The organism is Paracoccus liaowanqingii (assembly GCF_004683865.2).
GTDB classification, from domain to species: Bacteria; Pseudomonadota; Alphaproteobacteria; order Rhodobacterales; family Rhodobacteraceae; genus Paracoccus; species Paracoccus liaowanqingii.
On record NZ_CP038439.1, the window covers coordinates 2,237,967 to 2,263,588 of the forward strand.

Genomic DNA, 25,622 nt, shown 5'->3' on the forward strand with positions numbered 1-25,622 from the left:
CGGTGGGATCGCCGGGGCTTGGGCAGGCACCCTCGTCAACCGGTTCGGTCTCGATTGCGTCCATTGGTCATGCCTTGGGCCGATGGCGGGCTGCATCCTTGCGGTTGGTTCAAGTATCGCAACTCCCGCACTTGCGCTGATCGGCGGCGCTTTGTTAGGTGCTGCCTACGTGACGGTCACGGGGGTCTACCTGATCTGGGGGGTGCGCGCTTTGTCCGACCGTCCGGCGACAGGCCTGATAATCGGCTTCTTGACGATGGCCGTGGGTCAGACTGCCGGCGCGCCAGTTTTCGGTATCCTGATGGCGGGTCCTGGCGCCGGGCTGGCAGTGACGTGCTTTGCCGCACTTGCCATAACGGCTGGGTGCTTCCGGGCTAGAAGCGCAGTTGCAGATATCCCGGCGTAGACTGAACGCAAAATCGGTTGCTATGTAACAGACCGTTAAAGGGGCACATAGCATTGACCTTCGTCCCCCGGCGAGGGCGACCAGCGGTCTTGAGCACGGTCTCGGCGCAGTCGGCCCACTGCCGCCGTCGCCCGGTACCAGGCGCCGTAATGCAGCTGCTGCAAGCTAGACGTTCGTGCAACGCGCAGCGAGATCAGCCGTGCAGTGTCCGCGGTGCGGGACTTTGCTGCCGTTGATACCTATCCCCCTATGAGCATTCGCCGGCGCGGCATCACCGACGTGGAGGACTGAAAGCAGTCTGTCGGTGATGCGGCAAAGCATGCGCAGCACTGAGCGGAAGCCGACACTGCTGTGCTAAGTTAGCCTGCGGTCCGGGATCATTTTAATTAGGCGGAGTGCTGTTTGACGGTGGGTGCGGCATTTCCAGTGCAGCATCAAACGAAAGGTCGTTCGACCGGTTTATGGCAGGTCCGCATTCACTCGTGCGAGGTAGTGTCCGAGGACGTGGTGGACTTTTTCACCGCGCTGGCGGTGTAACCGGGGTGGCCATCGAGGACGTCGGTTTATGGTGGAGTTGCGAGCTTCAACCACGGACCGAGGAGAACCCCGATGACCGAGACCAACATGCCCTTGATCGAGCTTTTGCAAAAGCATGATGAGGGCGATTTTCTGCGCGCTGTTACCGAGGCCGTGCTTCAGACGCTGATGGAGCACGATGTTGAGGGCATGATCGGCGTTGGCCGCTATGAACGCGGTGAAGGCCGCCAGACCTACCGCAACGGCTATCGTGATCGCGAACTCAAGACCCGGATGGGGGCGTTGAACCTGTGCGTGCCGAAGCTGCGGACGGGGTCGTATTTCCCGGGCTTTCTGGAACCGCGCCGCACGTCTGAGAAGGCGCTGGTGGCGCTCGACCATTGTTCTTGAACCAATGGCGAACAAGGTCTCGCTCCAGGAGGCCTGGATCGGCGGCGTCTCGACCCGCAAGGTGGATGACCTGGTGCAGGCCATGGGGCTGTCGGGCATTTCCAAGAGCACGGTGTCCAAGCTTTGCAAGGACATAGATGAGCGGGTGCATGAGTTCCTCGATCGCCCGCTGGCGGGGGAATGGCCCTATCTGTGGCTGGACGCGACCTATCTGAAGGTTCGCCAGGGCGGGCGGATCATCTCAGTGGCGGCCATAATCGCTGTCGCGGTGAACACGGACGGGCGGCGCGAGATCATTGGGCTGACCGTCGGCCCGTCAGAAGCCGAAACCTTCTGGACCGAATTCCTGCGGAGCCTGAAGGCACGGGGACTGGGCGGGTTGAAACTGGTAATCTCGGACGCGCACACCGGCCTGAAGGCGGCGATCCGCAGGGTGTTCGATGCGACCTGGCAGCGATGCCGTGTTCACTGGATGCGCAATGCCCTCGCCCATGTGCCCAAGGGCCAGCACACCGTCGTTGCGGCCGCGATCCGGCAAGCGTTCAATCAGCCCGACCAGAAAGGTGCTGTCGAGGTCTGGCGTCATGTGGCCGACCAGCTCCGCCCCCGCTGGCCGAAACTGGCCGCCCTGATGGACGAGAGCGAAGCCGATGTGTTGACCTACATGGCCTTCCCGGCCCAGCACCGCACCAAGCTTCACAGCACCAATCCACTGGAACGCCTGAACAAGGAGGTGAAGCGCCGTGCCGACGTGGTCGGGATATTCCCAAACGAGGACAGCATCATGCGGCTGATCGGTGCCGTCCTCTTCGAGCGGAACGACGACTGGCAAAGCCAGCACCGCTACATGATGGTCGAAGCCCTTAGCCAGATCGACACCGCCCAGATCGACCCGCTTCTAAGCATAACCACACAAGCTGCCTGACCGATGAACCCGATCGGCCATCCCAAAATTTACACCAGCTTGACGGACGCTGCCCTCGTGCGAGGGCAGAAGAGTGCAAGGTCCCCCGCGGAGGACGATGTGGGGGACCGACCCATATGCCAGAAGTTATCAAATTTTTTCTGGAGATTTGTCGCATATCCTATGGTTCGGCCAAGAGCGACTAACATTCATCCTGACGATAAAAGTAGATTATACCCACGGCCCTAAGCATTGACCGCTTTTGCGTATTCACGGGTGGCAATTGATCGAACGCGCTCGAGGTCGTTTGCGAAGGCGTTCCACGCGTTGCAGCATCGGTCGACGATGTCTGCGTAGGTGTCAAAGACGGTGATGGCGAGGCAGTTTGCGCGCAGATAGGCCCAGATGTTCTCAACCGGATTCAGCTCTGGCGCATAGGGCGGAAGCGTCACGATGGTGATGTTGTCGGGGATGCGCAGAGCGCTGGAGTTATGCCAGCCGGCGCCGTCCATCACGAGCACGGCATGGGCGCCCGACGCGACGGTTTTCGCGATTTCAGCGAGATGAGCGTTCATGGCCGAGGTATCGGCACGTGGCATGACAAGTGCCGCGGTCGTGGCGCGCGATGGACAGACGGCGCCGAAGATATAGGCCCATTTGTAGCGGGTGTCGCGCGGCGCACGAGGCCGGGTTCCGCACTCGGCCCAGGTCCGGGTGAGCGTCCCCTGTTGACCTACGCGTGCTTCATCCTGAAACCACACCTCCAATGGCTTCCCGTGCGCCGTCTCCGGCAGGGCGGCCTTTACCGTAGCGGCAAAGTTTTTTTAAATGCCTCCTGTGCCAACGGGTCGGATTTGGGGTGCTGTGGGCGCACCGACAGGCGGCGAAAGCCAAGGGCCGCCAGCTGTTTGCCGACCGTCCGCTCGTGCATGGCCACGCCGAAGCGATCTTCGATCTTGCGCTTGAGATCGACGCAGCGCCAGCGGACCACCCCATCGGCCTCAAGGTCAGGCCCTTCACGGACCATCCGGGCAAGTTCCGCTTTCTGCTCAGAGTTCAGGAGTGGCGACGGGCCTGCCGAATACCGGTTCGACAGACCGGCGATCCCCTCGGCGTTGTAGCGATGAACCCAATCGCGCAGGGTCTGCCGATCCATGCCGCAGGCCTCCGCCGCCGTCTTGCGATCCGCGCCCTCCAGAACAAAAGCGATCGCCAAAATCCGCCGCACCGCTTTTGCATCCTTTGTGCGCGCCGCCGCCGCCCGAAGCTCGCTTGTCGACATATCCGTTCGAGTGATCTCAATCGCCATCAGAACCTCCATCTCTTGATGGCAATGATTCAGATTTTCAGGGCGAAGGGAATCCCGCACGAGTCAGAGATCCGGGCTGTTGGTATTAGAGGATCACTTGACATCATTTGAAAGCATTCGACGTAAATCAGCTTGGCTGAGATTAGATAGTGCTGGGTGAGAGGGACGGACGTCACCGAGATCGCCAACTATAGCGCGTGTTAAAAGCGCCACCAATTCCTCCGGCGCATTAGCGCTTGCCACTACCTGAGCAACGGGGCCGAAGCTGCTCACCTCTACGGTCTGCCCCAGGTATGTGTCTGCAGGAATAACGATAGGTAACAGACCAGGCATTTGCTGCATCACTTTAGCTGCAATCGCTATGGGAATTGGCAGCAGGCGAACGTCACAGCGTCGATAGGCCTCAGCTGTTGAAGAATTTCGTATGCCAGAGACCCATATCAATGCATCTACGTCTCCATCACAGAGCCGCCCTGCCTGCGAGCCTGCATCATAATCGAGAAGTTGGTAATCCTCTTTCTTTATCCCGGCTGCATCCAGAAGCGAAAGCGCGATATCTCGAGTGCCAGAAGATTGATCGCCGATGTTGATCAAGGCGCGGCCAAGGTCATCCAGGCTGGAAATGCTTGATCGCGCCTGCACTAGCAGATGGACCGGCTCAGAATGGAGAGATGCCACAGTTTTGAACAAAGGCTGGTTTCCATCGATGCTGCTCGACGAAAGCGCAATGTTTGATTGTATGACGGCAAAGGTGAGGGTACCATCTTCAAGCTGTTGGAGATTCTCTTTGCTTCCACTGCTTGCAGCAATCCCACAGCGCCAGCCGTGGGCAAGACTGTGACGATTAATAGAGCGACAGATCTCCGACGCGATCGGAAAATATATTCCTTTAACTTCTCCAGCGCCTAGTAAGAAGAAACGGTCCATATTTTCAGCCGCGGCAAATGAAGCTGAGCTGATTGCGCAACCGGCTGCCACGCCGGCCAGACAGAACCATCTGAACAGACTCATAAATTTCTCCCGATAATCGCACGAATCAGGTATGATGATCCCATTATGTCCCAATTCGCCTCGAAAATCCTGCTGATTGCGCTCGTTACGATCTTCGCAGCGTCGTCAGGCGCGGCCCAAGAACTAAAACTTACGGCTAAGGGTAGTGTCCAGCTCCAAGTCGCTAGTGCACGCAATCGAGTCTTGGGGGTTAACGTGATCGATGATCTGCGCGATGGACTGAAGGTACGCTGGCTGCAGGACACCCAGGTAGTTCCCTTCGACGTATGGGACAGAAGTGGCTTTGACATACGTCCTGACCGGCCGAACGACTGGTCGCGCCTGTCTTTAACTATTACGTTATCAGCCAATAACCAGCTTGTTCAGGACTCGTATGGCATGGAACTGTCTGTGGTTCTGGCAGCTTCGCCCAACACGTACTTCTACGGCGAACAGCAGGTACCGGGCAGCCATAACCGAGTAGTCAATTCGCGGACGTTTTATAATCCGGACGAGTTTGTCCTTGTTCTGCAAGAGCTGCCACCGGTTCAGTCTATTTACGATAGCGTAGTGGCTCTCGATCTTGACGCACTTTCCGCGAACGAGAAGCTCGAAGTGATTAGAGATCTAATCCTGATTTATAAAATCGATGGCAAGAAGTATTATCTGAATGACCTTGCACGAGCTGTCGGGTTCTACCTGAGGGACGGTCACGATCTTCCATACGCGGAAGTTGATTTTCTGCAACAGCTACACATGACTACACATTTCGAAAGTCATTCGCTGCAAGACCAAGCAGTAGCATTGCACGCGCTGGCGTTTAGTATCATTTCAGCTAATGCCTCCAGGGCCGCGCTCGCAGGCACGGACGCTGTAACCTATATAACTATTGCGAAGACACTACTTAATCAAATAGCTATTCCAGATTCTCCGCCAGATGGAACGCCCTACAGCGAAGGCGTCCAAAAAGCTTTAGTGCTAAAAACTCAAATTGCGTGTCTAGAGGATTCATTTTTGTGCCTGGATGAAATCCGACGAATTCAGTCAATTGTTGTTAACAACCCGATAGACATAGCATACATGAGACCTATTCTTCAAAGCCAATCTACCGCTCTAATGGATCTTTCAACCCAGCTGGTTCGGAACAGGTCTAGTATTGAGACTTTCGCCACTGAGATAGCGTCTGACTCTATTCTTGCGAATGAGTGGATTCTTCTTTCATGCCTGCTTGACGAGCATGATGGCAGGCTGCGCAGACTTGGACTAAACCGCGAACTACGTAAGGTTTTCGATCTGGCTGACATGATCCGCATAAAGAGCGGGGCGAACTGCTAAATCTTAGTTTAGGGAGAAGTGTGATGAAGTACCCGAATGCCTTTCCTATGATAGCTGTTCTACTTCTAAGCGCTTGGGGAGCAACGGCCTCGCCGCCACCACCGCCGGTCTGTCCACCGGAGGTGCAGGTGTGCTGACACGACCGCTGGCGGTGTTTTTAGCGCTGCTGCCGGTGCTCGCTGGCGCTCAGAACGACCGTGCTCCGTTCAACGATGTCGAGGTACATCAACTAGATGCAGCGCGAAGTTTGATGGCGGCAGGAGAATACGAGGCAGCTGAAGCGGCCTTAGCAGTGATGTCTCATACATCTCTATCGAGCGCAGTGGCGCGCAGCGAGCAGCAGAAATTGTTGGGCCAAGTCTCGCTCCAACTCAAAGATTATGACGGCGCGATAGCGGCATTTACGAACGTGATCGACTTTCCGCGTGCTGATCGTACTACCGCACTGACCCACCGCTGCTACGCATATCTACAACTCAACCTTCTACTCGACGCCCAACGTGATTGTAGCGAAGCAAAGTACATTCTGAGGCACGCATATAAGGCAGGGGCCGCTGGAGCACCTTCGGAAGCGATGCTGGATTACCGGCAACTGTCATTCGATATGGTCGAAGCACAGCTCCTTGCTCGCGCAGGTCGATCTAAGCAGGCGCTTGAACTCGTGGAAGCCGCGATTCAACGGGTACGGCTAAGGGACGCAGAGGGACGCCTCAGCATCCGAGACTACTGGGGATTGTTCCTGTACAGCGCGGAAATTCTTGGTGACCGCGGCAAATACCGTGATGCTCTTGCACGGCTGGATGAAATTTCAATGGTGTTGCCGGATGCGGAGCGCCACAGATTGTTGTCGGTTCGCGCATCAGTCTTAAGGAGAAGCGGCGATATAGACGGAGCCGTAGAAGCGTGGTCCGAAGCCTATAGCGCTGCATTAGCACACGGATTGAGTCCTGAGGCCGCACTTGACTACATGTTCTTTAGCTGTACCAGCCTTCTACAAGAGCACAAAGACGAGCAAGCGCTTGCGCCGTGCGGCATCATTGCGAACAACGCACCTGGAAATGCGCTTTATGCTGAGGCGAATGCAGTGGCTATGGCACGTGCTCGTGGTCTCCTATCTGCCGCAGTGGAAATAGAGCGTGCAGCTAAGCTTCGCCAAAATTCTTCTATGGCAGTGGTCGTAGTGCAGGAGCTCGTCAAACAACTTCCGGACATAGGGGAAACTTTGCGGTATCTGAAACTTATTACCCCATGAGAAACTAGACCTAGAATTGCTTCGGACGGTCTCAATCTTCCGGGAAACCTTAGGAGTAGTACCATGATGCGGTTTGCCCTCTACACTCTATTTGTCTTGCTTCCAGCGTTTGCGGAGGCACAGTTCTACGATGCGAGGCTAGGCGATGAAGATGCTGAAGGTTTCTCTCGGATAGAAGTTGAAAATGAGGAATTTGGATTCGTTCCGCGAAACGCGATTTGGAATCAGACGACGATCCCGGTCTGCTGGGAAAATCCTAGTACGGAAAATAACTCTCATAGAGCCATAGTCAAAGCCGCAGTAGAGGAGACTTGGGTGCGTTACTCAAAGCTCAACTTTACCGGATGGGAGAAGTGCGCAGATCGAAACGTTCGTGGCATACGGATTTTGATTGCCAATCAGCGCCCTCGTGTCGAGCGGCTGGGAAGAGGCCTAAGCGGCATGAGAAATGGTATGGTGCTGAACTTCACCTACAATATTCCTGAACTGGAAGCGTGCAAAGCAAGTAGTTTCATGTACGACTTGTGCAATCGCTCCATAGCTGTACACGAATTTGGTCACGCAATCGGCTTGACGCATGAACAAAACCGCCTAGATCGCGATGCTAGTTGTACCGAGCGCCCTTCAGGCGCGCCAGGTGATCTGCATTTAACTCCATACGATCCAGACTCCGTTATGAACTATTGCAACCCGCTCTACAACAACTACGGAAAACTTAGCTACTTTGATATATTGTCCGTCCAGATTATGTATGGAGCCCCGTAAAAATGCTGTCTACTATAAGGTCAGCCTTTCTAATCCTTATAGGGGGAGCGTGGGCCATTCCCGCACTTGCTCAGGACCAACAGGCTATCAAAACTGCGGTGCGTAACTCAACCGTCTACCTTGAAATCACCTTTCGCGACGCAGATAATCTCAGCAACGTTTGCACTCCGGCGAGCCAGGGAACCGGATTCATCGTCTCTCGCGGTGGAGGTGTGATTACTGCAGCCCATCTTCTGAAGAGCGTAGATTGTCCAGAATATACTATCGCTGATGTAAAAGGTCGCATCGGTTATCTTTCGAGCCCAGATGTTCCGTTGTCCATTGCCTCGATTGATGAGAGTAGTGATGTCGCGGTACTAAGGCTCGGCGCGCGTGAGGGTGCGTATCCATTCATTGAGGCGTGTTACGTAGACACCCCTGCTGACGAAGAAAACTTACTTGCGTTCGGGTTTCCTCTAGGCGAAGACTTCAGCACTCTTGTAGCCGTTTATCAAGGCCTCAGCGGCAGCGATGGTCGCTGGCGTCTGTCTTCCAACTTCACTTATGGCATGAGCGGCGGCCCTTTGGTGGACGGTGCGGGGCGCGTTATTGGTATAGTGAAAGGCGGCGTCCGAGGAGCAACTGCAGTACAGTTTGTAACTCCGCTGAATTGGGCTGATGATGCGTTGCGTACGGCAGGTGCCCTGTCGGTCGAGGCTTGCGTCGAGATTGGTTCAAAGGGTGGCGGGACAGAATTAGTTATAGAGGATGTACTTCCGGATCTAGGGATAGAGTCTGTGTTTATAGTATCCGGACAGGAACAGAATCCGGTTAGCAGAATGTTTACACATGATTTTAGTAATGACGCGTCTTGCACTGAAGGATGGAGTACGCAAACTTACGCGGCGTGTCTTCCAGATAACTCTCAGATTACCAACGTTACAGGGCCTCTCATCATTTCAGCCGCAAACGATGGCCGCAGTTGGTACGATATCGACCCCAATCGCTCCAATTGTGTAAGCCTCACCCTCGGATACTCGGATCGAGGCTTAGACAGTTCAGGTAACTGCCAAGGCAACGGATGGATTAGAGCAAGCTACAAGATCGATGGTATCGTTGTAGGAGGCGCAGTAAAACGTGAGGCCGCTTTAAGCATGAACATCCGAACACCGGACACTGCGCCTGCGACTCGTGTTTTCGATGTTCCTAAAGACCTCGTAGATGGCTTGCTAGCCGACAGTCTTTCTTGGTCATACCGGGTAACTGTTAGAGATCACGAAGGCGATATTCTCACACAGTTGAGCAACACAGCTCCAGCCTCTGGGAATTTCACTTCGCACCAGGAATCGAATGGTGCTGTAGTTGTGACAGTTGAACCTTAAGCAGGCCTTGATTGAACCGCGCCGAGTTTTCCGGAGGCTCCAACTCTTGAGTACGATGGAGCATCATGAGCAAGACAACGAACAAGTTTTCCCCGGAAGTGCGTGAACGCGCGGTGCGGTTGGTTCTGGACAATGAGGGTCAGCATGGATCTCGGTGGCAGGCGGTCATGTCGATTTCGGCGAAGATCGGCTGTGCGCCGCAGACCGTGAACGATTGGGTCAAGAAGGCCGAGGTTGATAGCGGCAAACGTCCTGGCGTCTCCAGCGAGATGGCCGAGAAGATGAAGGCGCTGTGACCTGCCCCCCGTGGGTCCCTCGGTCATAACGAGAGTCTGCCGGTTTGAGATTGGTAGTCGGCGGATGGTTTCATGGCAAGCGCGCCGGGCGCGGAACCCTCGGTTAGCGCAAGCGTCCGGCGCGCTTCGAGTGGCGTCAGGTTGCCGAGTGAGGAGTGCGGCCTGACGGTGTTGTAGTCGTAGCGCCAGATGGCGATCTTTCGGCGGGCATCGTCCAGTGTGTCGAAAATCTCCTCATTCAGCAGCTCGTCGCGCAGGCTGCCGTTGAAGCTTTCGATGAAGGCATTCTGCTGCGGCTTGCCGGGATCAATGTAATGCCAAGCAACGTCGTTCTGATCGGCCCACTTCAGGATGGCCCGGCTGGTGAACTCCGTCCCATAGCATGTTGGGAATGACGCACCGTTGAAGGTTATGGCCGCCTGCGCAGCCTACAAAATTGCGCAGCAGGCGGCCATAACCGGGTCTCGGGTCTCTATGGTGGTTTTGCGAACCACACCACAGAGGAGACCGGCCATGGCCAAGGTTGAGCATACTTCGGATGCCCGTGTTCTGGTAGGCATCGACATTTCCAAGCATCGGCACGAGGTGCTGATTTCCGTCCCGGGCAAGACGCGTCGCCGGCGCCTGACGATCACCAACAGCGCCGATGACTTTATGCGGCTTATCTCGATCTTGCGGGAATACGGCCTGCCCGTCCGGATCGGCTTTGAGGCCACAGGCAACTATCACCGTGTGCTGATGTATCACCTCGGCGTAGCCGGGTTTCGATCTGAAGCTGGTGTCTTCGGTCGCTTTGGCCCGGACGCGGGAGGCGCTGCACAACAGCTGGGACAAAAACGATCCGAAGGATGCCCAAGTCATCTTGCATATGCTGCAGATCGGCGCGGTGCAGATCTTCCAGGACCCGATGGTGGCCGGCACGAACGACATTCAGGAATTGTCCAAGACCCATGATGCGGTGTCGCGGTCCAAGACCGAGCTGTGGCATCGCATCCTGACCCATTACCTGCCGCTCTATTTTCCGGAAGCTGACCGTTTCCACCGCAGTTCGCGGACGGATTGGTTTCTGGCGTTCCTCGAGATGTTCCCCTCTCCGCACATGATCAGCGCCATGACCAAGGAGGAGTTCACCAAGGCTGCTTGGGAAGTGGTCGGACGCAAGGTCGAGAAGTCTCTCCTGTTGTCAGATATTTACGAGACGGCAAAGGTGTCTACCGGGCTGCCCGTATCGCCGGATTCAGACGCCATCCGAATGTTCCGCATTATGCTGGCCGAAGGGCGAAACCTGATCCGCCAACGCAATGCCATCGAAGATCGGGCGGTCGAATTGCTGGCCGAGCGCCCTGACTATCAACTGCTGCGCACCATTCCCGGCATCGGGCCGATCAACGCTCTGACGATCTTGGCCGAGACGGGTGACGTGCGCCGGTTCCACCATCACCGTCAGTTTCTGAAGTTCTGCGGCATGGATCTGGCCACCGTCCAGTCCGGCATGTTCCGCGGTCGGAGCAAGATATCGAAGTATGGCAATGCCCGTCTCCGACGCACGTTATGGCTGGCGGGTCAGACAGCGGTTCTGAAGAAGACCAACAGCTTTCGGGGACAAGTTCGAACGTTACATCGCGCAGGATCGCCACAACCCAGATCTACGCCGCAAGGCCTACACCGCCATCGCCGCAAAGATGGCACGCACCATTCACGCCGTGATCAAATCCGGCGAACCCTATCGCCCCCCTTCGAGGGGGCGAGCCCAAGCGGAAGGACCTCTCTCTCAAAGGGCCGTGGAGGCGCATGACGCGACCTCGTAGATAATGTTCGGGCCTTCCGCTTGGGATTTAGGATCTCGTCTTAAGGACGGTGAGAGCGGCAACTTGGCCGACCCTGTATTTGCTATGGGAGAGACCATTTCTTGACGGCGGAGCCCGCTTGGGCGAACATCTTCAGGGCATCCGGTCGCTCGGATGCCCCGTGATCTGATGCCCTAAACGGCGATTTGTTCCCGAGCTAGGACGTTGTCACTGACGATGCAAGCCGGCTTGCCATAGATCCGCACCAGTGCGTCCAACTCGCGGGCCACCCTCACGCCCGAGATGCTGGTGTCGGGGACCAGACACAGGTTCTCTCGGCAGCAATCGTCAATCACCGCCAAGATCCGGAACTTGCGCGACGCCCCGAACGTGTCCGCCACGAAGTCCAGCGACCAGCGCTGGTTCGGCATTAGGGCCAGGGGCATTGGCGTGCGTGTTCCACGGGCCCGCTTGCGACCCCGCTTGCGCCGGACCGAAAGCCCTTCCTCGCGGTAGAGCCGATACAGCTTCTTCGGGTTCATCAGCATGCCCCGGCGCTCCAGCAGCAGCCCGATGCGCCGATAGCCGAACCGCCGCCGCACGGCGGCAATTTCCTGCATAGCCTTGCGAATCTCCAGATTGTCGGGCGGCCGCTCGCGCCGCACCGTCTTCGGAGCGACACCGACCAGAACGCAGGCCCGGCGTTGCGAGATGGCATGATCCCGCATCGCCTTGAGCACCGCGCCCCGCCGCGCATTCGGTGTCGTCAGGGCTTTCCCAGCAGATCCTTCAGAACGACGTTGTCGAGCATCGCGTCAGTCAGAAGCCGTTTCAGCTTGCCGTTCTCGTCCTCCAGCGCCCTCAGCCTCTGGGCATCGGACACGTCCATGCCCCCATACTTGGTCCGGCCTGAACAACATTTAACCATTTAGATTTGTTTGCTTATTCTCCCAAAGCGATAGCGGGGAATTGCAAGGTTTCGTATGCTGGTACTTGAAACCTTGCGAATTTCCGGAGCTGTGATGAAGCCTCGTCCGCGCGCTGAAGAGTAGGATGATCTCCTGCGTCCCCGCCTGACCGACATGATCGATCTGCGCCATGAACTGGCGAAACTGGCCGCGCTGATTGACTGGGAGTTCTTCGAGACCGAATGGGCAGGCTTCTTTCCTTCCACCACAGGGCGGCCGGCCACATCGCCGCGGCTGGTGGCGGGCCTGCTGTATCTTCAGCACGCCTATCGGCTCTCTGACGAGGCCGTCGTCGCTCGTTGGGTTGAGAACCCCTACTACCAGCATTTTACCGGTGAGACGTTCTTCCAGCACAGCCCACCGATCGACCCGTCCTCCCTGACCCGGTGGCGCAAGCGGATCGGCGAGGAAGGTGCGGAGTGGCTGCTGACCAAGACGATCGAGGCCGGGCGCAGATCAGGCGCGGTGGAGGATCGCAGCCTGTCGCGTGTCGCCGTGGATACGACGGTGATGGAAAAGAACATCGCCCACCCGACCGATGCGCGCCTGTATGAGACCGCACGTGGAAAGCTTGTCGCCCTCGCCAATGAAGGCGGGATCACGTTGCGGCAGAACTACAATCGTCTCGCGCCGCGCCTGGCGGTGCGGATCGGGCGCTACGCCCATGCCCGGCAGTTCAAACGCATGGGCAAGGCTCTGAAACAGCTGAGGGGATACACCGGTCGTGTCCTGCGGGATATTCGCCGGCAGTTGGACGGGATTGCGGAGGGGTCCTTCCGCGAACGGGTTCTGGACACTCTCGTGCTCGTCGGTCGTCTGCTCCATCAGACCCCCAAAAGCCGCGGCAAGATCTACGCCCTGCATGAGCCCGAGGTCGATTGCATCTCAAAGGGCAAAGCCCGCAAGCGCTACGAGTTCGGCACCAAGGTCAGTCTGGCCACCACCATCGACGAGGGCTTCGTCGTGGGCATGCGCGCCTTGCCGGGAAATCCTTACGATGGCCACACATTGCCCGAAGCCCTGGAGCAGGTGGCCATCCTGACTGGCAGGACCCCGGAGCTGGCGGTCGTGGACCGCGGGTATCGCGGCCATGGGGTGTCGGAAACGAAGGTCCTGATCAGCGGCACCCGCCGCGGCCTGACGCAAAAGCTGAAAGCGCTGCTGAGGCGACGCAGCGCCATCGAGCCCGAGATCGGACACATGAAGACAGACGGACGCCTGTCGCGCTGCCCGCTGAAAGGCACGTCCGGCGACGCCATCTTTGCCGTGCTCTGCGGCTGCGGCCACAACATCCGCAAGATCCTGGTCCACCTCAGGGCTTTGTTGGTCTTTATTGTAGCCGCTATCTTGCAAGTGATCAGGACAGAAAACGGCTATCTCGCTCATGGGCAGCGTTGTTCAGCCTGAACTACTTGGCCTTGAGCTTGTAGAACGTGGCAGGGCTGAGACCGTGACGGCGACAGACCTCCGCCGTCGCCATTCCGGCTTCCTGCTCCTTGATCATCCCAATGATCTGCGCCTCGGTGAAGCGGCTTTTCCTCATATCGTCTGCTCCTTCGTGATGAAGCAAACTCTACATCAAACCGAGGGACGTTCCGGGGGGCAGGTGAACTGGCCCCCGTTTCGACCGGACACTTGGGCATAACCATGGAAGCTTAGGCATATGCCTGATACCAACGGCCTTAAGCATTGACCGCTTTTGCGTATTCACGCGTAGCAATTGATCGGACGCGCTCGGGGTCGTTTGCGAAGGCGTTCCACGCGTTGCAGCATCGGTCGACGATGTCTGCGTAGGTGTCAAAGACGGTGATGGCGAGGCAGTTTGCGCGCAGATAGGCCCAGATGTTCTCAACCGGGTTCAGCTCGGGCGCATAGGGCGGAAGCGTCACGATGGTGATGTTGTCGGGGATGCGTAGAGCACTGGAGTTATGCCAGCCGGCGCCGTCCATGACGAGCACGGCATGGGCGCCCGACGCGACGGTTTTTGCGATTTCAGCGAGATGAGCGTTCATGGCCGAGGTATCGGCACGTGGCATGACAAGTGCCGCGGTCGTGGCGCGCGATGGACAGACGGCGCCGAAGATATAGGCCCATTTGTAGCGGGTGTCGCGCGGCGCACGAGGTCGGGTTCCGCACTCGGCCCAGGTCCGGGTGAGCGTCCCCTGCTGGCCCACTCTGGCTTCATCCTGAAACCACACCTCCAATGGCTTCCCGTGCGCCGTCTCCGGTAGGGCGGCCTTTACCGTCGCGGCAAAGTTTTTTTAAATGCCTCCTGTGCCAACGGGTCGGATTTGGGGTGCTGTGGGCGCACCGACAGGCGGCGAAAGCCAAGGGCCGCCAGCTGTTTGCCGACCGTCCGCTCGTGCATGGCCACGCCGAAGTGATCTTCGATCTTGCGCTTGAGATCGACGCAGCGCCAGCGGACCACCCCATCGGCCTCAAGGTCAGGCCCTTCACGGACCATCCGGGCAAGTTCCGCTTTCTGCTCAGAGTTCAGGAGTGGCGACGGGCCTGCCGAATACCGGTTCGACAGACCGGCGATCCCCTCGGCGTTGTAGCGATGAACCCAATCGCGCAGGGTCTGCCGATCCATGCCGCAGGCCTCCGCCGCCGTCTTGCGATCCGCGCCCTCCAGAACAAAAGCGATCGCCAAAATCCGCCGCACCGCTTTTGCATCCTTTGTGCGCGCCGCCGCCGCCCGAAGCTCGCTTGTCGACATATCCGTTCGAGTGATCTCAATCGCCATCAGAACCTCCATCTCTTGATGCCAATAATTCAGATTTTCAGGGCGAAAGGAATCCCGCACGAGTCAGAGATCAGGGCTGTTGGTATGAGCACGTGCTTATGTCTGATATAGAAATCATCACCGATGGCGGCCGTCGGCGCCGCTGGAGCGCGGCCGCGAAGCTGCGGATCGTTGAGGAGACGCTGGACGACCGGGCCAGCATCTCGGTGGTCGCGCGCCGTAATGGCGTGGCGCCGAACCTGCTGTATCGTTGGCGGCGGCTCATGCTCGAAGGAGGGAGTGTCGCCGTGACCGAGGACGATGACGTCACCAGCAACAAGGTCGTCCGGCAGATGGAAGACCGCATCCGGGAACTCGAACGCCAGCTCGGCCGCAAGACGCTGGAAGCCGAGATCCTGCGTGAGGCACTGGACAAGTCACGCTCAAAAAAACTGACCTTGCTCGCGCGGTCGCCGTTGAGGGACGATTTCCAGTGAAGGCCGTGGCGGAAACCCTGGGCGTGGCCCGGTCCAACCTGATCGACCGGCTGCACGGCAGGACAAAGCCGCGTCGGCGCTATCACAAAGCGCAAGACGCGGCGGTGGTGCCAAGGATCACCGCGCTGGTGACGGTGCGGCCGACCTATGGCTACCGGCGGATCACCGCGATCCTGAACCGCCAGCTGCGCTCGGAAGGTCTGGCGCCGGTCAATCACAAGCGGGTCTACCGGATCATGAAGGCCCATAGCCTGCTGCTGGCGCGGATATACACGGAGCGGCCTGAGCATGTCCACGACGGCAAGGTCATCGTCCTGCGCTCGAACTTGCGCTGGTGCAGCGACGGGTTCGAGTTCACCTGCTGGAACGGCGACATCGTCCGCGGCGCCTTCGTCATCGACGCGCACGACCGCGAAATCATCGCCTGGCGCGCGGTGGTCAATGCCGGGATCAGTGGTTCCGACATTCGCGACGTCCTGCTCGAGGCCGTCGAACGCCGCTTCGGCACATACCGCGCGCCGTCGGTCATCGAGATGCTGTCCGATAATGGCTCGCCCTACATCGCGAAGGACACACAGATCTTCACCCGCCAGCTTGGCCTGAAGCCCTGCTTCACGCCGGTCCAGAGCCCGCAGAGCAACGGCATCTCGGAGGCCTTCGTGAAGACGCTGAAGCGCGACTACGTCCAGGTGACGCCGTTGCCGGACGCCCAGAACGTTCTCGGATTGATCGGAGGCTGGATCGAGGACTACAACGACAACCACCCGCACTCAGGGCTGAAAATGCGCTCGCCACGCGAGTTCATCGCAGCTCAAACCGCAACCGCCTGAGTGTCCGGTGAAACGGGGGCAAGACCAGCAGGTCACCGGGATCGTGTGCGCACATGAGGCGGCGAAGGAGACCGGCGTGCGGCTGATCGTCGGCTGTCGGCTGGATCTGCGCTGCGGCATGTCGGTGCTGGTCTATCCCACCGACCGCCCGGCCTGGTCGCGCCTCTGCCGGCTTCTGTCCATCGGCAAGGCGCGGGCGGGCAAGGGGGCATGCCATCTGGACTGGCCCGATCTGCAGGCCCATGCCGAGGGGCTGCTGGCCATCCTGATCCCCGACACGGCGGGCGATACCTGCGGGTTGCGCCTGCGCCGGTTGCGGGACACGTTCAGCGACCGGGCCTATCTGGCCCTGACCCTGCGCCGCCGCCCCAACGACCAGATGCGGCTGCACGAGCTGTCGAACCTCGCCGCCGGGCTGGGCGTGGCCACGGTGATCACCAACGATGTGTTGTTCCATGTCCCAGACCGCCGCATCCTGCAGGACGTGGTCACCGCCATCCGCCACACCACCACCGTCGACGCCCTGGGCTTTCGCCGTGAACGCAACGCCGACCGGTATGTGAAAGCCCCGTCCGAGATGGTGCGCCTGTTCCCGCGCTACCCGGAGGCCCTGGCCCGGACCCAACAGATCGCCGACCGCTGCCGGTTCTCGCTGGACGAGCTGCGCTATCAATACCCAGAGGAACGCGATGACCCGGCGCTGACGCCCCAGCAGACGCTGGAGGCGCTGACATGGGAGGGCACGGAGGACCGTTATCCCGAGGGCCTGCCCGACAGCGTCCGGGCCACGCTGCACCACGAACTGCGTCTGATCGCCCGGCTGGACTATGCCCCCTACTTCCTGACCGTGAACAGTATCGTCCGCTTCGCCCGATCGCGGGGCATCCTCTGTCAGGGCCGCGGATCGGCGGCGAACTCGGCGGTCTGCTATGTGCTGGGCATCACCTCGATCGACCCGGGCCGCAACGACCTGCTGTTCGAGCGCTTCATCAGCGAGGAACGCCGCGAGCCGCCCGACATCGACGTGGATTTCGAGCACGAGCGCCGCGAGGAGGTGATCCAGTGGGTCTACAAGACCTATGGCCGCAGCCATGCGGCGTTGACTGCCGTGGTCATCCGCTATCGCTCCAAGGGCGCGCTGCGCGACGTGGGCAAGGCCCTGGGCCTGCCGCAGGATCTGATACGCGCCATCTCGGGCCAGATCTGGTCCTGGGGCGAGGAGGGCATCACCGACGATCAGATCCGCGAGCTGGGCCTGAACCCTGGCGACCGGCGCCTTCGTCTGCTGCTGGATCTGGCCGCGCAGCTGCGCGGCGCGCCCCGGCATCTGTCCCAGCATCCGGGCGGCTTCGTGCTGACCCATGACCGCCTCGACGATCTGGTCCCCATCGAGCCCGCCGCCATGGCCGATCGGCAGATCATCGAATGGGACAAGGACGACATCGACGCGCTGAAGTTCATGAAGGTGGACATCCTCGCGCTTGGCATGCTGACCTGCATGCGCCGGGGTCTGGACCTGATCGCCGCGCACAAGGGCATCCGCTACGATCTGGCCACGGTCCCGGCCGAGGATCCGCGCACATATGCGATGATCCGCAAGGCCGACATGCGTGGCGGTCCTATGCAGGCCAGCGCTATGTCTTGCTGGATGAGGCGAACAAGTAGTCTATCTTGCCTAAGAGACAGTCGGACCCACATTCGCTGAAACATGTCAGTGACATTGCCAAAGCCTTAATTCCATCAGCGCCGGTCGCAGCCGCATTGCTCCCAAAACGATCGCGTGGCAGACAACAACGGGTCCCTCTGCCGCCAAAAAATGCTATGAGGTGGGATCGTGCGCGCCGCTTTCCTAGTGACGCCAAAAAAATACCCGTTTCGTTTCGTTTCGAGGTTAGATCCAGCAATTGCAGGGCTTTTGAGCTCGAAATGGGCCTTAAAAACGAAATGGGGTGGTGGGGCCATTTCGTTTTGGCCGGTCTGATAGCTAGTTTCGAGACGTGACGAAGGTCGTCACTGAGGATTCTTCGGCGCGGATCATTTTTTGGCTCGTGCTACTCCCGCAGCCCACGCGGCTGAAAATAGCCATCGACCCACACATAGACAGTGCGCTGGGCGCCGAGATCACGAGGCTGCCCGCGTTCATACTCCACCCACCCTTCGGCTTTCAGCAGCCAAATCGTTGTCGAGGACAGCTCCGCTTTGCTAGGGCCCAGAAGAGCTTCAAGTGCACCCTCGAAATCGCCGTTGAAAATGCCCTTGAGATAGAGCCCGGGCATTAGCTTCTCGCCCTACCGAGCCTTGCAAATAGGGCGGCAGGATCGATGGGGCAAAGCAGACCTCTCGGCCCCATTTCCTAGGTTTCGCGCGCAGAGCACCCTCCCCGGCGCCGGCGCCGGACCAAGTCTCGTCAACACTTCGCGTTCCGGCAAATGACCGTGCCGAACAAGCCGCCCCAAGCCGTCTTCCGTCGCCCGGCGGGCACGATGCGAAGCGTGGCCAGCTTCGCGACCATCGCCTGCTCAATCAGACGGTGTACTGTGGAGCGAAGGATCTCCGTCAGCAGAACGGGCGAAATCTTGAAGGATCGGGCAACGGCGTGCTGGTAGCTTTTGTCATGTGGCACCTCCTCTCACCGCAGAAAAGTGCGGTGCGTGAACAACGCCATGATATGCCGCCCCCATGGCCATCATCACCTTCAGCTGTATCTCAGCCCCGTCCTTTGGGGGGATCAAAGGAACTCGCCCCAGTTCAGTGGGCGCCGTACAGGTCCGGAGACGTAGCCCAGATTGATCATATAAAAATTCGAAAACGTTGCCCTACTTGCGGATGCTGCCGTACGAATTGAATGCTAATGGATAACTGCGCATTAAACATTGGGATGCTGACCGTGATGGCGATGAACGCGAGCTGGAAAGAGGCTGTGTCTTGGGCGAGGGATCGAGTGGTGCTGCTCTTGGACTTTCTGGGGACGACCTCGATTGATAGATATGAGTACAACTTGGCATTCGTCGAAGCATCGAAGCGCCTCAATGAGTTAGCTGAATCAGATACTTCTTGGTTACCGGCGGCCATAAAGCTAGGTGATCCCCGCAATGTTGAGATGACACGCCTCACATTCAAGGCGCTTGCACCTGAAGCTTACGAGCGCCGTTCGACCGGACCCTACGTCTCCGAGGTTTGTAGAATGCTATCCATGGCCGCACGGGACCCAGTGGCTTATGATGTTCTTCGTCACCATGCGGCTGGCCGGAGGGAAAGACGCGTCCCCTTGTGTTTCGAACTGGATAACTTCGCCAACCAAGTCCTAAGATATCGGTTTACCCGCCCTACCCCCGCCGGCAGGCCGAAGGTCAACAGGGTCCGAGACGAGCACCTTCACGCTATACTATACGACCTAGTTCATCGTTTTGAAGTCACTCCCACGCGCAACCCAGCGACGCCTGATACAATGAGTGCTTGTGACATTCTTTCTGAAGCTATTCCTGTTGGCGCAGGCCTGCCTAGAAGCGTCTCTACTCTTCAGGGGATTTGGTCCGAAGGTGAGCGAGCTTGGAAGCGGGAATTTCCCAATTCTGGAACCTAACTTATTCTAGACCAGCCGCTTGATCCGGCACCCCCGTACTGTACTGCGACCCGGTTTTGAGACAGCGCTCTGCGCCGGTCATGCCGCCAATTTGAACCTTGTGACGGCTTTGGTTTCAAGGGCACTCTGCTCGGCCCGGATCTGATCGGGCGTCCTGTGCCCGTGCCGTTCCCGCAGCCAGCTGGCGATGTAGAGTGCGGCGAAGCTGGCCAGCGCCTACCACAGTTCCTCAACCGTGGCAAAGTGCCGGACCCAGAGGAGTTGTTCCTTCTACGTCCGGATCGCCCGCTCGGCCATGCCGTTGCCCTCTGGCTGGCAGACGAAGGCGGGCGAGCTGATGACGCCGAGGAAGCGGATCTCGTGCTGGAAGTCGCCCGACATGTAGTTGGAGCCATGGTCGTGGCGCAGGGTGAGGCCCGTCGCCACTCCGGCCATGTCAAGCGCCCCGAAATGCTTCGCGATCCCCTGCTTGACCGGCTCCAGCGCTTCCCAACGGCTGGCGCCGGAGGCGGCGTGAATACCGACGAACTCACCCGAGCAGTGATCCACGGCGACGAAGACATAGGCTCGGCCCTCGGCGGCCGTGAAGGTCTCCGTCATATCCGTGCCCCAGACCTGATCCACCCACTCGGTCACGATTGTTCCGTCATGCGGATGCGCCACCCGCGGTGCTGGCCGGTGAGGCGCAAGCAGGCCGTGCTCCTTCATGATCCGCCGCATCCGACGTGCAGCAGTCCGGAAGCCCCGCAAGCGCAGCCGCGCCCAGATCTTGCGATAGCCCTCGCCAGTAAAGGGGGAAGCCTCGATGATCTCTCAGATCGCCGCCACAAGGTCGGCGTCGCTGGCGGCGCCCTGTGGGCCCCGGCGACGACGGGGAGGGTGCGGCTCGTTCGCCGCCGGGCCCCAGAGCCGGCAGACGGTGGCCAGTGGGTAGCGGCGGCCGGCGGAGGGCGAGAGGATGCCGGTCATCTCCTCGACCTCCGCCCGGCCAAAGGGCGGCCCGCCTCCAGCTTTTCGATCTTCGCGTAAAGAGGTTCGTTCGCCATGGAGATGTCGCCCACCTTCGTCTTCAGCCGCGCGATCTCCTCATTGCGCGATCTTTGCGTGCCGGGTCCCGTTCCAGATCCTTGACCCGCTTCTTCTCTTCCCTGGTCGCCTGGCTAATCCGGGTCATGCTGGCGCGATCCCAGTCATTCGCCGGTTCGCATGCCGCCCGCCACGCGGTGATCTGCGCTGGATAGAGCCCGCGCGTCCGGCAGTATTCGCTCAGATCGGCCTCATTCAGCGCAGCTGTTTCTAACACCCCTGCGAACTTGTGGCGCGAAGACCAGCCCTCGGGACTTGCATCTGCATCCGGCAAAAGCTGACCGTTGCCACGCGCCTCGGCTCGCCACTTGTGCAGCGTCGCCTCGGAGATCCCTTCCTCTTGCGACAGCTGCCGAATGGCCATGGTGTTCGGCGGCAACATCCGCTTCAGCACAGCGGCCTTGTGTTCCGGCGAATATCCCACGTCATCGTCCTATCCCGCCCACCTGAAAAATAGAGGAGAAATGGTGCAGCGGACAACTTTCCTGACACGGGGGCCACCATGTGGCAGGTCTCTGCCGGGTCCTACAGCATGTTGACCGCCAGTCCGAACGGCGAGGGTAGCGAACGCGTGGACATCGTACATTAAGAATAGGGGGGGTCATTTTTGATTGACGACTAATCCAGTCTCCTTCGGCACCTTCCATCTTGTCTTACTTAGATTTGAAGGAGCTGAAAATGACTGAAGAAATCTGGCGCTTGCCCCGTGTAGCGGCAACGATCGGCATGAGGCGCTCATGGATCTACCTTGCAGTAAAGGAAGGTCGGTTCCCGGCACCGGTGCAGATTGGTACCCGGGCTATCGGCTGGAAACGCAGCGCAGTTCTGGCCTGGCTGGAAAGCCGCCAGCGGAGGACGCTCTGATGCGCGCTCGCAAGGCTCTCTCTCGCTCTTCGTCTGGTGGATACCTCAACCTGGAAGCCACAAAATGGGCCAGCAAGCTTGGAGGTTTGCCCGCCGGGCCCAAGTCCCTGCTCCGCGTTCTGGCCGGACGGAGCGACATATACGGCTGCTGTTGGCCAAGACAGGAGGCGCTTTCTGCAGAGATCGGTTGCTCTGTCAGGAGTATCCGCTCCTACATGCGGGCACTCGAGACATTTGGGCTCGTCCGCTCCATCGGTCGGTGTCGCCAGCTCAAGAGAAACAGCAACATTTATCACCTGCTAGGGTGGCGTGGCCGGCAGTCCCTTCCAGCCTGGGGGCATCCTGTGCAGGGTCAGTATGTCAAGGAGCCAACCACTCCACTCCTACTTGACGCAATGAGGCGGCAAAATTTGCTGACTGAGGCGGCAAGAATTGCCGAGCATAATAACAATACTGAATTACTTACTACTTTGGCGGAAGAAGAAGCCTTGGAACGCTGCTTAGAAGCCTTGGGCGGCAGCGTGTTGGAGCAGGAACGCGAATTCCTGAGGCTAGATTGGCCGGCCCTCAGGGAGCTCCTTGATCAAGGCTATTCGCTTGATGCTCACATCCTCCCGGTGCTGAGAACCAAGGCGCAGTCGCGGCGTCCGGTAGGTGTCATCCGTAGCTGGAACTACTTCGCGAAAGCTATCGCCGAATACGCTATCGAAAAAAAGAAAGAGGCCAAGAGGGCGTCTCGGATGACGCCTTACCGTAACGGCAGACCGGCAAGTGCAAGCAATGAAGCGGAGCAGAGAGGGCTACAACAGGCGCTTACAGATATGATTCAAAACCGGTGCACGCGAGAAAAGCGTAAGCGGACCTCGTCGACATGACCCGCGGTTCCAATCCCTTGCCCGCGAGCAGAATGACAGCGCCCGAGCGTCGGCGCGAGCTCTGTGCGCTCCTCGGGTTGGGCCTCGTTCGGCTCCGGATGCGCAACAGCGACTTTACGGAGACAGTTCGCAACGGTGCAGATCCTGGGACTACACATCCGCCTCGGACAGAGCGGTAGTACAGGGCAACGAAAGTCGAAGAGAAGAAGCAAATGATGAACGTCGATCCCATTCCCGGACGTCTAGCCGCCCTGAAGGACGCGCCGACGGCAGAGTTAAAGAAGCAATGGCTAGAACTGTTCGAGATCCCACCGCCGCCGTTCAACCGGCGCTATTTGGAGAGCCGCCTAGCCTATCGCATCCAGGAACTTGCCTATGGCGGGCTGAAGCCCGAGACGGTCCGACGCCTGGAACGGCTGGGTGAAGAACTGGACGGAGGTGACCGAAAGAAGAGCCGGATCCGCGCCGATCTCATGCCCATCGCCGGCACCCGGCTTATCCGAGAATGGCAGGGAACCGAACAGGTCGTCACGGTGACGCAGGACGGTTTCGAATGGCAGGGCCGACCCTACAGGTCCATCTCCGCCCTCGCCCGCGCCATCACCGGCACGCGCTGGAACGGCTGGGTGTTCTTTGGGCTCAAGAACCACAGGAGCCGGGCATGACAAAGGCGGTTGTTCGCAAGCTGCGCTGCGCGGTCTACACGCGCAAATCCTCCGAGGAAGGGCTGGAGCAGGAGTTCAATTCGCTTCATGCCCAGCGCGAAGCCTGCGAGGCCTATATCGCCTCCCAACGCTCCGAGGGTTGGGTGCTGGTGCGCGATCAGTATGACGACGGCGGCATCTCCGGCGGCACATTGGAGCGCCCTGCCCTGCAGCGCCTCTTGTCAGACATCGAGGACGGGCTGGTCGATGTGGTGGTGGTCTACAAGATCGACCGGCTGTCGCGCGCGCTGATGGACTTCTCGAAGCTGGTGGAGGTCTTCGATCGCAACGGGGTGACCTTCGTCAGCGTCACCCAGTCCTTCAACACCACCACCTCCATGGGCCGGCTGACGCTGAACATCCTGCTCAGCTTTGCGCAATTCGAGCGCGAGGTGACCGCCGAGCGGATCCGCGACAAGTTCCGCGCCAGCCGCATGAAGGGCATGTGGATGGGGGGCAACCCGCCGCTGGGCTACAAAGTCAAGGACCGCAAGCTGGTGGTCTGCAGCGAGGGCGCGGACCATGTTCGCTGGATCTATGCCCGCTTCCTCGAGATGGGCTCGGCCACCGAACTGGCCCGCGAGGTGGAAAAGCGCGGTATCCGCACCTCTCGCGGCAACCATATCGACAAGAAGGCCATCTACCGGATCCTGAACAACCGAGTGTACATCGGCGAGGCGGTGCACAAGGGCGACAGCTACCTTGGCGAGCATGCGGCCATTATCGAACGGGACATCTGGGACAAGGTTCGCGCCACTCTCACCGACAGCCCGCGTACCCGCGCCGCCCGCACCCGAGCGCAGACACCTGCCCTTCTGAAGGGGCTGATCTATGGTCCCGACGGTGCGGCCTTCTCGCCCAGCCACACCCGCAAGGGCGGCAGGCTCTATCGCTACTATGTCAGCCAGACGGTGCTGAAGCATGGCGCCGGCGCCTGCCCGGTGGGGCGTGTGCCCGCGGGCGAGATCGAGGCGGCTGTCATCGACCAGCTGCGGGCGGTGTTCCGGCAGCCGGAGATCGTCGCGGGGACATGGAAGGCGGCGCACATGCAGGACAGCGGTGTCACCGAGGCCGACGTCCGTGATGCGCTGGGCCAGCTGGATCCGCTTTGGGACGAACTCTTCCCGGCCGAGCAGGCGCGCATCGCGGCGTTGCTGGTCGAGCGCGTCGACATCGGCATCGAAGGTCTGCATGTGCGCCTGCGCATTGATGGTCTCAGCGGCCTTGCCGAGGAGATGCTTGCTGGCGCGATGGAGCATGCGGCATGACCCGTGCAGCGCCGGTTTATGTCCCCGCGCCCATGCCCGAGGCGATGACCCTGCATGTGCCCTTCCGCGTGGTGAAGCGTGGCGGACGCAAGGAGATCCAGCTGCCGGAGGGTGCGCTGCAGCATCGCCGGAGCGACAGTGCGCTGGTCAAGGCGCTGGGCCGCGCCTACCGCTGGAAGCGTATGCTGGAGAACGGCGAGTTCGCCACCATCGGTGACCTGGCCGGGTCCGAGAGCATCGCCCATTCCTACATGACCCGGGTCCTGCGGCTGACGCTGCTCGCCCCGGACATCGTCGAGGTCGTCCTTGACGGCAGGCACGGCCCTGAACTGACGCTGCCTCGGATGCTGGAACCGTTCCCGGCGGACTGGGCGGCCCAGCGGTCGCACTGGAAAGCAGCGCCGCGATAGCAACGGGCCAACCGCTTCCCCCCATAAGGCCTGACCGGGGATGACCTCCCGTACAGGCGTCCCACGATCTTCGAGGAGGGTCGGCAACGCCCTCTCAGGCGAGCGATGCCGGTCAGCCTTGTGGATACCCAGCACATCAAACAGGAGAATGATGATGAGTACGTTTCCACACCTCCCCTGGATGGATACCAGGATTGCGGAGCACCTGATCCGACAGCAAGACATACTTCTCTTTGGGTGCCTGACCGTGCTGGCTGAGTTCGCCAGACCCGACGGCAAGATCTCGTACGACGAGGCCGTCCAAATCTTTACTGAAGCACCAGGGATGAACCAGCAAAAAGCAGAGACATCAATCACTCGGCTAGTGGACGCCGGCTGGGTAGTCCAGATGGACCAAACGCTGGCTATCGCTGGGTATGGAAGCAGCATCCCACCGCGCTACGCCCGCCTGAAACCCGACTGAACGGGGCGGCGAAACGC

Annotated in this window: 20 protein-coding genes and 8 pseudogenes; 17 read left to right on the forward strand and 11 right to left on the reverse strand. The window is 59.5% G+C overall.

Going from position 1 to position 25,622, the window contains the following annotated elements:
* Positions 1-1,015: 1,015 nt before the first annotated feature.
* Positions 1,016-2,258, forward strand: a pseudogene (locus tag E4191_RS10805) (IS256 family transposase).
* Positions 2,259-2,482: 224 nt separating this feature from the next.
* Here E4191_RS10805 and E4191_RS10810 read toward each other — a convergent pair.
* Together E4191_RS10810 and E4191_RS10815 are read right to left on the reverse strand one after the other, a co-directional pair.
* Positions 2,483-3,549 (reverse strand): IS630 family transposase gene (locus tag E4191_RS10810; protein ID WP_135314435.1). Its coding sequence is split into 2 segments (ribosomal slippage): positions 2,483-3,063 and positions 3,063-3,549, totalling 1,068 coding nucleotides; the frame shifts between segments, so codons are not numbered across the junction.
* A 90-nt stretch (positions 3,550-3,639) separates the two neighbouring features.
* Positions 3,640-4,557 carry a TAXI family TRAP transporter solute-binding subunit gene (locus E4191_RS10815; RefSeq protein WP_135313416.1) on the reverse strand — a complete coding sequence of 306 codons (918 nt, stop codon included), beginning with the start codon at positions 4,555-4,557 and terminating at the stop codon, positions 3,640-3,642.
* Positions 4,558-4,602: 45 nt separating this feature from the next.
* On the opposite strand from E4191_RS10815, the gene E4191_RS10820 reads away from it, so the two are divergent.
* From E4191_RS10820 to E4191_RS10840, 5 genes and pseudogenes are all read left to right on the forward strand, one after another.
* Entirely contained in the window at positions 4,603-5,871 is a 1,269-nt protein-coding gene (locus E4191_RS10820) for a hypothetical protein (protein WP_135313417.1), read from the forward strand.
* 130 nt (positions 5,872-6,001) lie between these two features.
* Complete coding sequence (locus tag E4191_RS10825; RefSeq protein ID WP_135313418.1) at positions 6,002-7,123, forward strand: hypothetical protein; 1,122 nt, start codon at positions 6,002-6,004, stop codon at positions 7,121-7,123.
* A gap of 63 nt (positions 7,124-7,186) precedes the next feature.
* Positions 7,187-7,888 carry a M12 family metallopeptidase gene (locus E4191_RS10830; protein WP_135313419.1) on the forward strand — a complete coding sequence of 234 codons (702 nt, stop codon included), beginning with the start codon at positions 7,187-7,189 and terminating at the stop codon, positions 7,886-7,888.
* A 2-nt stretch (positions 7,889-7,890) separates the two neighbouring features.
* Entirely contained in the window at positions 7,891-9,249 is a 1,359-nt protein-coding gene (locus E4191_RS10835) for a S1 family peptidase (RefSeq protein ID WP_135313420.1), read from the forward strand.
* Between the two features lie 65 nt (positions 9,250-9,314).
* Positions 9,315-9,542, forward strand: a pseudogene (locus E4191_RS10840) (transposase); the annotation flags it as partial.
* Positions 9,543-9,568: 26 nt separating this feature from the next.
* Here E4191_RS10840 and E4191_RS10845 read toward each other — a convergent pair.
* Positions 9,569-9,922 (reverse strand): annotated as a pseudogene (locus tag E4191_RS10845) (integrase core domain-containing protein); the annotation flags it as partial.
* A 136-nt stretch (positions 9,923-10,058) separates the two neighbouring features.
* Between E4191_RS10845 and E4191_RS10850 the strand changes: the two are divergent.
* Positions 10,059-11,340: pseudogene (locus E4191_RS10850) on the forward strand (IS110 family RNA-guided transposase).
* A gap of 216 nt (positions 11,341-11,556) precedes the next feature.
* Here E4191_RS10850 and E4191_RS10855 read toward each other — a convergent pair.
* A pseudogene (locus E4191_RS10855) lies at positions 11,557-12,239 on the reverse strand (IS3 family transposase); the annotation flags it as partial.
* Positions 12,240-12,393: 154 nt separating this feature from the next.
* On the opposite strand from E4191_RS10855, the gene E4191_RS10860 reads away from it, so the two are divergent.
* Positions 12,394-13,707 (forward strand): IS5 family transposase, encoded by a 1,314-nt coding sequence (locus tag E4191_RS10860; protein ID WP_269436670.1) that lies wholly within the window; start codon positions 12,394-12,396, stop codon positions 13,705-13,707.
* A gap of 4 nt (positions 13,708-13,711) precedes the next feature.
* Here the strand turns inward: E4191_RS10860 and E4191_RS10865 are convergent.
* Positions 13,712-13,843, reverse strand: a pseudogene (locus E4191_RS10865) (transposase); the annotation flags it as partial.
* Positions 13,844-13,982: 139 nt separating this feature from the next.
* A protein-coding gene (locus tag E4191_RS10870; protein ID WP_135314436.1) for an IS630 family transposase occupies positions 13,983-15,049 on the reverse strand; the annotation gives its coding sequence in 2 pieces (ribosomal slippage) (positions 13,983-14,563 and positions 14,563-15,049; 1,068 coding nt in all).
* A 95-nt stretch (positions 15,050-15,144) separates the two neighbouring features.
* On the opposite strand from E4191_RS10870, the gene E4191_RS10875 reads away from it, so the two are divergent.
* Together E4191_RS10875 and E4191_RS10880 are read left to right on the forward strand one after the other, a co-directional pair.
* Positions 15,145-16,352, forward strand: a protein-coding gene (locus E4191_RS10875) for an IS3 family transposase (protein WP_228461251.1) whose coding sequence is annotated in 2 segments (ribosomal slippage) — positions 15,145-15,469 and positions 15,469-16,352 — 1,209 coding nt in all. Because the reading frame shifts where the segments join, the coding sequence is not laid out codon by codon here.
* A gap of 76 nt (positions 16,353-16,428) precedes the next feature.
* Complete coding sequence (locus tag E4191_RS10880; protein WP_228461253.1) at positions 16,429-18,057, forward strand: error-prone DNA polymerase family protein; 1,629 nt, start codon at positions 16,429-16,431, stop codon at positions 18,055-18,057.
* Between the two features lie 346 nt (positions 18,058-18,403).
* Here the strand turns inward: E4191_RS10880 and E4191_RS10885 are convergent, their stop codons facing one another.
* The 5 genes and pseudogenes from E4191_RS10885 to E4191_RS10900 form a co-directional block, all read right to left on the reverse strand.
* Positions 18,404-18,628 carry a hypothetical protein gene (locus E4191_RS10885; RefSeq protein ID WP_135313423.1) on the reverse strand — a complete coding sequence of 75 codons (225 nt, stop codon included), beginning with the start codon at positions 18,626-18,628 and terminating at the stop codon, positions 18,404-18,406.
* Between the two features lie 131 nt (positions 18,629-18,759).
* Positions 18,760-18,975 carry a hypothetical protein gene (locus tag E4191_RS23780; RefSeq protein WP_176562697.1) on the reverse strand — a complete coding sequence of 72 codons (216 nt, stop codon included), beginning with the start codon at positions 18,973-18,975 and terminating at the stop codon, positions 18,760-18,762.
* A gap of 1,230 nt (positions 18,976-20,205) precedes the next feature.
* Complete coding sequence (locus E4191_RS10890) at positions 20,206-20,571, reverse strand: integrase catalytic domain-containing protein (RefSeq protein ID WP_228461255.1); 366 nt, start codon at positions 20,569-20,571, stop codon at positions 20,206-20,208.
* 51 nt (positions 20,572-20,622) lie between these two features.
* Positions 20,623-20,745, reverse strand: a pseudogene (locus E4191_RS24830) (IS3 family transposase); the annotation flags it as partial.
* Positions 20,746-21,004: 259 nt separating this feature from the next.
* A complete protein-coding gene (locus E4191_RS10900; protein WP_135313425.1) occupies positions 21,005-21,445 on the reverse strand; it encodes a transposase in 441 nt (146 codons plus the stop codon).
* A 254-nt stretch (positions 21,446-21,699) separates the two neighbouring features.
* On the opposite strand from E4191_RS10900, the gene E4191_RS10905 reads away from it, so the two are divergent.
* From E4191_RS10905 to E4191_RS24170, 7 genes and pseudogenes are all read left to right on the forward strand, one after another.
* The gene (locus tag E4191_RS10905) at positions 21,700-21,885 is read left to right on the forward strand and encodes a helix-turn-helix transcriptional regulator (protein ID WP_135313426.1); all 186 of its coding nucleotides are present in this window, start codon (positions 21,700-21,702) and stop codon (positions 21,883-21,885) included.
* A pseudogene (locus E4191_RS24835) lies at positions 21,885-22,118 on the forward strand (helix-turn-helix domain-containing protein); the annotation flags it as partial. The gene E4191_RS10905 and the pseudogene E4191_RS24835, both read left to right, overlap by 1 nt.
* Before the next feature lie 177 nt (positions 22,119-22,295).
* Complete coding sequence (locus tag E4191_RS10910; RefSeq protein WP_135313427.1) at positions 22,296-22,760, forward strand: hypothetical protein; 465 nt, start codon at positions 22,296-22,298, stop codon at positions 22,758-22,760.
* 212 nt (positions 22,761-22,972) lie between these two features.
* Positions 22,973-23,425: a DUF2924 domain-containing protein gene (locus E4191_RS10920; protein ID WP_135313429.1), complete on the forward strand. Its 453-nt coding sequence runs from the start codon at positions 22,973-22,975 to the stop codon at positions 23,423-23,425.
* Positions 23,422-24,732, forward strand: a complete 1,311-nt coding sequence (locus E4191_RS10925) for a recombinase family protein (protein ID WP_135313430.1) — start codon at positions 23,422-23,424, stop codon at positions 24,730-24,732. The genes E4191_RS10920 and E4191_RS10925 overlap by 4 nt, the downstream gene beginning before the upstream one ends.
* Positions 24,729-25,142, forward strand: coding sequence for a hypothetical protein (locus tag E4191_RS10930; protein ID WP_135313431.1), 414 nt, complete (start codon positions 24,729-24,731; stop codon positions 25,140-25,142). The genes E4191_RS10925 and E4191_RS10930 overlap by 4 nt, the downstream gene beginning before the upstream one ends.
* Positions 25,143-25,290: 148 nt before the next feature.
* Complete coding sequence (locus E4191_RS24170; protein ID WP_135313432.1) at positions 25,291-25,605, forward strand: hypothetical protein; 315 nt, start codon at positions 25,291-25,293, stop codon at positions 25,603-25,605.
* Positions 25,606-25,622 lie beyond the last annotated feature (17 nt).